Below are 6733 nucleotides of genomic sequence, written 5' to 3' on the forward strand. Positions count from 1 at the left end.
ACGCTCGACGGGGACAGGGGACAACGGGCGGCCCCAGTCTAACCGCGGCCCTCGGCCGCTCCGACCGCCCCGCAGGCCCCGCTCACGGCCCGGGCGCCCGCGGGGGCTCAGCCGAGGATGCGCGGAGACAGCGCGCCGCAGGGCACGAGGTCCACTTCGGCCCCGGCCTGGCGCAGGTCGGTCAGGACGAGTTCGTCGTAGAGCAGCAGCCCGGAGTGGTCGGGCCAGGCCACGGCCCACAGCCACAGCCCGCACGCCTCCCCCGCGAACACGGCGCGGTCCGCCGGGGTGCCCGCCACGTGCCACAGCGGGGTGGGCCGTCCGGCGGCCATGACCTTGGCCTGCGGCGGCCCGGAGACGGTCAGGTGCGGACCGGGGTCGGGACCGGGGATGCCGGCGTACCGGGCGCCGAGGCCGACGCCCAGTTCCTCGGCGATCAGGACGAGCTCCCCGGGGCCGCCCAGCGGACAGGGGCCGGAGCAGGCGACGGCGGTCGCGCGGCCGCCGCTGCGGTCGTCACCCGCGCTGGCGACCCCGGTGAAGAGCCAGCCGACGGGGAGGGGCCAGGGCATCCACACCGGGACCCGCGTCCGGTTCACCACCACGCCGAGCGCGTCCACGCTGGGCGGGATCACCGGCTGGAGCGGGTGCACGGTGCCGTGCGCGTCGCACTGCCAGGTGTCGGCGAAGAGACCGGGTGCCCTGACCCGGCCACCGCATTTCGGGCAACTGGGTTCGCCCCTCATGGGCATCCACGGTGCTCCCCGAGTCGCCTTCCGTCAAGGACGATCACCCGGTCAGGGGTACCGCCGCGCGGAAGGGGTCGCGCAGATCCGTGCCGTGGGAGAGCCAGCGCTCCTGGAGGGCCTGGGCGCCGTGCACCCGCTTCCACGCCGCCTCGGTGGGGGTCATGGGCAGCAGCGGCAGGAAGCGGACGGGCTCCCGGGGGGCGTCGAGCTCCAGGTCCTCGACCATGCCGCCCGGCTCGGCCACCAGGACGGAGGTGAAGGGCGCTCCCGGCCACAGCGGCTCACCGACGTCGAGCGACGCCCCCGGGGCCACGACGACGCCCTCCACCTGGGGGGAGGCGGCCAGCACGGCGAGCGGGCGGAGCACCTTGTCGGTGTCCGCGCCGCCGGGGCGCACGGAGAGCAGCAGTTCGGCGCGCGGCCCGCGCTCGGGGTCGGCGAGCGCGGCCGTCGGGTCGCTCATGGGGGCCGCGGACATGCCGAGGGTGACGTAGCGGACCACCCCGACGGACCCGACGGCTCCGCCGACGGCCGGGCCGTCTCCGCCGTCGGCGCCGGGCGCGCTCTCCGTGTCGGCGAAGCGGAGGACCTCGATCCGGTCGGTGCCGAGGAAGGTGACCGCGGCCCGGGCGTCCGGTGCGCCGAGCGCGGAACGCAGGCGGGCCTCGACCAGTTCGAGAAGATCTGTCATACGTGGAGTTTAGGGGGGCCGTGCGGAGGGGAAAGAGACGCCGGTTTTCGGCCGTGCGGCCTCAGGAACGGGCGTACGGGGTGCTACCGTTGACCCGCCTGTCAAGGTGTAGGACCAGCGGTGGACACCGACGCTCCCTCCGGGGAGCCGACCGGAGGAGGTGGGGCGGACATGGATCCCAGCCGACCGTGCAGTAGCAGCCCGACCCCCGCCCGGCAGCGGCCCCGCTGACGTCGCCGTCCGCACCTTTCGGCTCCAGGCCCCCGGTTCCCGTGCGTCCCTCTCCGTGCGCCCGTGACCACCTCCACCGGGGCTCCGCGTGCTGTGCGGCGACCGCCCGCCACAGCGCCGCTGGCGGCTCGTTCCGCGTCCTCCCCGCGAAGGAGCCCAGCATGTCGATGATCCGTGACCTGCGCGCCGCCGTCCGGCCCGCGCGTCGGCCCTTCCGACGCGGCGCGGCCGGCGGCCCGTACCCGGGGTCCCCCGGTACGCCGTCGAGCGCGGTGGTCGACTGCGCCGTCTACCGCGACGGGCGCCGCAGCCCCGAGCGGCCCGCGCCGGACGAGGCGCTGGCCGCCGTCCGCGAGGGCATGCGCCCCAACGGCTCGCGCGGGTTCGTGTGGATCGGTCTGCACGAGCCCACCGAGGAGGAGTTCGCCGGGATCGCGCGGGCCTTCGGCCTGCACCCGCTGGCCGTGGAGGACGCCGTCCACGCCCACCAGCGGCCCAAGCTGGAGCGGTACGACGACTCGCTGTTCACGGTCATCAAGACCATCCACTACCGCGCGCACGCCGAACGCACCGCCGGGAGCCAGGTCGTCGAGACGGGCGAGGTCATGTGCTTCACCGGCGCCGACTACATCATCACCGTCCGGCACGGCGCGCAGGGCTCCCTGCGCGCGCTGCGGCACCGGCTGGAGGACGACCCGGAGCTGCTGGCCAAGGGCCCCTCCTCGGTCCTGCACGCCATCGCCGACCAGGCCGTCGACGGCTACCTGGCCGTCGCGGACGCCGTGCAGGACGAGATCGACGACGTCGAGATCGACGTCTTCTCCCCGCAGTCCGGCGCCGGACGGGCCGGGCAGCGGGCCGGCGGGGAGGCGGGCCGCATCTACCAGCTCAAGCGCGAGGTGCTGGGCTTCAAGCGGGCCGTCTCCCCCCTGCTGCGCCCCATGCAGCAGCTCAGTGAGCGGCCGATGCGCGTCATCGACCCGGACATCCAGACGTACTTCCGCGACGTCGCCGACCACCTGGCCCGCGTCAACGAGCAGGTGCTCGCCTTCGACGACCTGCTCAACTCCATCCTCCAGGCCAACCTGGCGCAGGCCACGGTGGCGCAGAACGAGGACATGCGGAAGATCACGTCCTGGGCGGCCATCTTCGCGGTGCCGACGATGATCGCCGGGGTGTACGGCATGAACTTCGACCACATGCCCGAGACGGAGTGGGAGTACGGCTACCCGGTCGTCATGCTCCTCATCGTGGCCTTCTGCTTCGCCATGCACCGCGGCTTCAAGCGGAACGGCTGGCTCTAGGCGGCGGCGCTCCGGGCGGAGCCCCGTCCGCGCCGCCGTCACCGAGCCGGTCGGGTTCGGCCGCCCCGGTGACGGCGGCCTCCTCCGGACCGCCCGCCGCCGCGGGCCCCGGGGCGCGCAGCACGAGCAGCAGCCCGGCCAGGATGACGCCGAGCGCGGGGTAGGCGACGGCCGGGGGCGTCTGGCCCAGCCACAGGGCCGCGATCAGCGCCGCACCCGGCGTCTCCAGCAGGATCGCCGTGGACGTCACCGACGGGCCCAGGCCCCGCACGACGCGGTTGAGGACGGAGTGGCCGAGCAGCTGCGCCGTCACCGTCAGGACGACGAGTTTCAGCCAGGTCTCGCCGCTGTATCCGGCGCCCAGGTCCGCGCCCGCGACCAGGCACGCCACCAGCAGCAGGACGGCCGTCGTCGTGTAGCAGACGAAGGTGTAGGCCGTCGTGGACACCGTCCGGCGCACCTCGGAGCCCAGCAGCACGTACCCGGCCGCCGCCATGCCGCCGCCGAGCGCCAGGGCGTCCCCGGCCAACGCGCGGGGGGAGAGCGACAGGTCGACGCCGGTCAGCAGGAGCACGCCCGCGAACGCGACCGCCGTCCCCGCCCACACCGGCCTCGGCTGGCGGTGGCCGCGCAGCCGCAGCAGCAGCGTCGTCCAGATCGGGGTGGTCGTCACCAGGGCCGTCGAGGAGGCGACGGAGGTCATGCTGAGGCTGGGCAGCCAGAGCGCGAAGTGCAGGGCGAGCAGGGCGCCGGCCGCCCCGGCGAGCAGGAGCGTCCGGCCGCCGAGCCCGGCCAGCTCGGCGCGGTGCCGGGCGAGGGCGACCGGGGTGAGCACGCCGACGGCCATGGCGTTGCGCCAGAACGCGATGGCGAGTGCGGGCGCCGCCGTGGCCGCGATGAGCGGCGCGGACAGGGAAATGCCGGAGACGGCCACGGCGAGCAGGAACAGGTCCGTGCCGTGCCCCTGCCCGGCACCGGTGGATCGGGCCGTAGGCGTCCGACCCCTCCCGCGCTGAGCGCCCACGTGCGTGCTCCTCCCGACCCGCTTCTCCGACAACCGGATCAGCCTACGGCGCGACCCGGCCGGGCGAGGCCCGCACGGTAGGGTCGGGCCATGACCGAGACCACGCCCGGAGCGTCCGGGGCCCTGTTCGGGCGGGCCCTGATCGAGGAGGCCGCGAAGAAGTCCGCCCTCGTGTGGGTGCGCGGCCCGCGGGGCGGACCGGCGCGCGCGCTGTGGCACGTGTGGCACGACGGCGCGGTCTGCCTCGTCGGCGACGGCCCCGGCGAGCAGCCGCTGGAGGGGCTCGGGCTGACGGACGGCGCGGCCGCGACGGTCAGCGCCCGCAGCAAGGACAAGGGCGGCCGGCTGGTCGTCTGGCCCGCCCGCGTCAGGGTGCCGGAGCCCGGCGGTGAGGCGTGGACGGCCACGGCGGAGGAGCTGAAGGGGAAGCGGCTGAACGCCCCCGACTTCGAGGCGCTTGTCGACCGCTGGAGCCGCGAGTGCCGCATCCTGCGCCTCGCGCCCGACGGGGAGCCGGTGGAGGCGCCCGGCGCGATGCCGTCCGCCGCGGTCGCGGCCCCGCCGGTGCCGACCCCGGCGACCACGCGCCGCCCCGTCCCCGCGGCACTCCCCCGGCTCCTGCGCGGGAAGCGCCGCGCCTGACGGACGCCACGGCGCCCCCGGAGTGGCGCCCGTCCCGGAGCGTCACTCCGGGGGCGCCTCCGCGGTGATCTTCTTGCCGTAGTCGACGACCTGGTCGTCCTGCGGGGCGCGCAGGGAGAACTCCTTGCCCCAGTCGGACATGGTGATGACGCCCGCGTCCCCGGCCCGCTCCAGCCGCAGCGGGTACGGGGTGCCGACGAGGGAGACGTCCATCATGCCGCCGTCCCCGTCGTCGGCCGCCACGCGGATCGTGCGGACGCCGTCGACCTCCCCGCGCGGGCCGGTCTTCCGCTTCCCGTCCATGGCGAGGACCCCCTCCAGCAGGACGTCCAACTCCGTGAAGCCGCTGAGCTGCGCGTAGGCGGGATCGCCCGGCGGCACCTTCACGTACTTGCCGTCGAGCTTGCCCGCGGCCTCCCGGTCGCTCTCGGTGGGCTCCTCGCCCTCCTGCCCCTGCTGGGCCCAGAAGTCGGCGTCGGCCTTGAGGAAGAGCTCCTTGTCGACCCGCAGGAGCTCGAAGCGGCTGCCGCCCTTGGCGGACACCTCGCCTATGCCGCCGACGTCCGTGAGCCGCATGTCGAGACGGTAGGTGCGGCCCTCGCTGAGCAGCGTGCCGGTGAGCCGCACGGCGTCGGCCCGTTCCGCCGCCGCCCGGGCCCTGTCCTCGATCTGCTCGGCGGTCAGCTTGCCGACGCCGTTGGTGCCCTGGTCCGGGTCCTCGCCGCCGCAGGCCGTGAGCATCGCCACAAGCCCCGTCCCGACGGCCCCCAGCACAACCCTTCTGCCGATCCGGGCCAATGCGGGACGTACTGCGGTCACGGCGGTCTTCCTCCGATGACGGTGGGCGTGGGGAACCGCACCCTACCCTTCCGGCGGCGGCACCTGACCGTGAAGGTCCGGGAGCGGTCGCCGTACCATCGTCGTATGGCTACCGACACGTACGGAGCGGCTCCCACCGACGAGGCGGTGCGCGCCGCGCTCGCCACGGTGAACGATCCGGAGATCCACCGTCCGATCACCGACCTCGGCATGGTCAAGTCCGTCGACATCGCCGCCGACGGCTCGGTGGCGGTCGGCGTCTATCTCACCGTCTCCGGCTGTCCGATGCGTGAGACGATCATCTCACGGGTCACCGAGGCGGTGCGCGAGGTCCCGGGGGTCTCCGGCGTCGAGGTGGAGCTCGACGTCATGAGCGACGAGCAGCGGCGTGAGCTGGCCTCGTCCCTGCGCGGGGGCCAGGCCGAGCGCGAGGTGCCGTTCGCCCAGCCGAACTCGCTCACCCGCGTGTACTGCGTGGCCTCCGGCAAGGGCGGCGTGGGCAAGTCGTCGGTGACGGTGAACCTGGCCGCGGCGATGGCCGCCGACGGGCTGAACGTCGGCGTCGTGGACGCGGACATCTACGGCCACTCCGTGCCGCGCATGCTGGGCGCCGAGGGCCGGCCCACCCAGGTCGAGGACATGATCATGCCGCCGTCCGCGCACGGCGTGAAGGTGATCTCCATCGGCATGTTCACGCCGGGCAACGCCCCGGTCGTGTGGCGCGGCCCGATGCTGCACCGTGCGCTCCAGCAGTTCCTCGCCGACGTCTACTGGGGCGACCTGGACGTCCTCCTGCTCGACCTGCCGCCCGGCACCGGCGACATCGCCATCTCCGTGGCCCAGCTGATCCCCAACGCGGAGATCCTCGTCGTCACCACCCCGCAGCAGGCCGCCGCCGAGGTGGCCGAGCGGGCCGGCTCGATCGCGGTCCAGACCCACCAGAAGATCGTGGGCGTCGTGGAGAACATGTCCGGGCTGCCCTGCCCGCACTGCGACGAGATGGTGGACGTCTTCGGCACCGGCGGCGGCCAGCGCGTCGCCGAGGGCCTCTCCCGCACGACGGGCACCAACGTGCCGGTGCTCGGCGCCATCCCCATCGACGTGCGGCTGCGCGAGGGCGGCGACGAGGGCAAGCCGGTGGTCCTGACGGACCCGGACTCGCCGGCCGGTGCCGCGATCCGCTCCGTCGCGGGCAAGCTGGGCGGCCGTCAGCGCGGCCTGTCGGGCCTGTCCCTGGGCATCACGCCGCGCAACAAGTTCTGAGCGGCCCCGA

General features: G+C 74.6%; 7 protein-coding genes. 3 read left to right on the plus strand and 4 right to left on the minus strand.

The features are described 5' to 3' along the window. Positions 1-107 precede the first annotated feature (107 nt). The gene (locus IF129_RS19855) at positions 108-746 is read right to left on the minus strand and encodes a DUF6758 family protein (protein WP_191211072.1); all 639 of its coding nucleotides are present in this window, start codon (positions 744-746) and stop codon (positions 108-110) included. 43 nt (positions 747-789) lie between these two features. Next, positions 790-1440, minus strand: coding sequence for a suppressor of fused domain protein (locus IF129_RS19860; protein WP_191211073.1), 651 nt, complete (start codon positions 1438-1440; stop codon positions 790-792). A gap of 392 nt (positions 1441-1832) precedes the next feature. Between IF129_RS19860 and IF129_RS19865 the strand changes: the two genes are divergently transcribed. Continuing rightward, the gene (locus IF129_RS19865) at positions 1833-2975 is read left to right on the plus strand and encodes a magnesium and cobalt transport protein CorA (protein WP_191211074.1); all 1143 of its coding nucleotides are present in this window, start codon (positions 1833-1835) and stop codon (positions 2973-2975) included. Here the strand turns inward: IF129_RS19865 and IF129_RS19870 are convergent. After that, positions 2953-3999, minus strand: a complete 1047-nt coding sequence (locus IF129_RS19870; protein ID WP_191211075.1) for a DMT family transporter — start codon at positions 3997-3999, stop codon at positions 2953-2955. The two genes, IF129_RS19865 and IF129_RS19870, sit on opposite strands and share 23 nt — an antisense overlap. Before the next feature lie 90 nt (positions 4000-4089). On the opposite strand from IF129_RS19870, the gene IF129_RS19875 reads away from it, so the two are divergent. Further along, positions 4090-4641 carry a hypothetical protein gene (locus IF129_RS19875; RefSeq protein WP_191211076.1) on the plus strand — a complete coding sequence of 184 codons (552 nt, stop codon included), beginning with the start codon at positions 4090-4092 and terminating at the stop codon, positions 4639-4641. 42 nt (positions 4642-4683) lie between these two features. Here IF129_RS19875 and IF129_RS19880 read toward each other — a convergent pair whose 3' ends face one another. Beyond that, positions 4684-5460, minus strand: coding sequence for a hypothetical protein (locus IF129_RS19880; protein WP_191211077.1), 777 nt, complete (start codon positions 5458-5460; stop codon positions 4684-4686). Between the two features lie 105 nt (positions 5461-5565). Here IF129_RS19880 and IF129_RS19885 point away from each other — a divergent pair, with 105 nt between their 5' ends. Continuing rightward, positions 5566-6723: an Mrp/NBP35 family ATP-binding protein gene (locus IF129_RS19885; RefSeq protein ID WP_191211078.1), complete on the plus strand. Its 1158-nt coding sequence runs from the start codon at positions 5566-5568 to the stop codon at positions 6721-6723. Positions 6724-6733 lie beyond the last annotated feature (10 nt).

The sequence above is a fragment of the Streptomyces chumphonensis genome (assembly GCF_014779715.1).
Classification (GTDB): Bacteria; Actinomycetota; Actinomycetes; order Streptomycetales; family Streptomycetaceae; genus Streptomyces; species Streptomyces chumphonensis.

Bases quoted from the DNA above. Each gene is read 5' to 3' on its own strand.
- IF129_RS19875 (WP_191211076.1), top strand. From the start codon at position 4,090: ATGACCGAGACCACGCCCGGAGCGTCCGGGGCCCTGTTCGGGCGGGCC.
- IF129_RS19885 (WP_191211078.1), top strand. From the start codon at position 5,566: ATGGCTACCGACACGTACGGAGCGGCTCCCACCGACGAGGCGGTGCGC.
- IF129_RS19860 (WP_191211073.1), bottom strand. From the start codon at position 1,440: ATGACAGATCTTCTCGAACTGGTCGAGGCCCGCCTGCGTTCCGCGCTC.
- IF129_RS19865 (WP_191211074.1), top strand. From the start codon at position 1,833: ATGTCGATGATCCGTGACCTGCGCGCCGCCGTCCGGCCCGCGCGTCGG.
- IF129_RS19855 (WP_191211072.1), bottom strand. From the start codon at position 746: ATGAGGGGCGAACCCAGTTGCCCGAAATGCGGTGGCCGGGTCAGGGCA.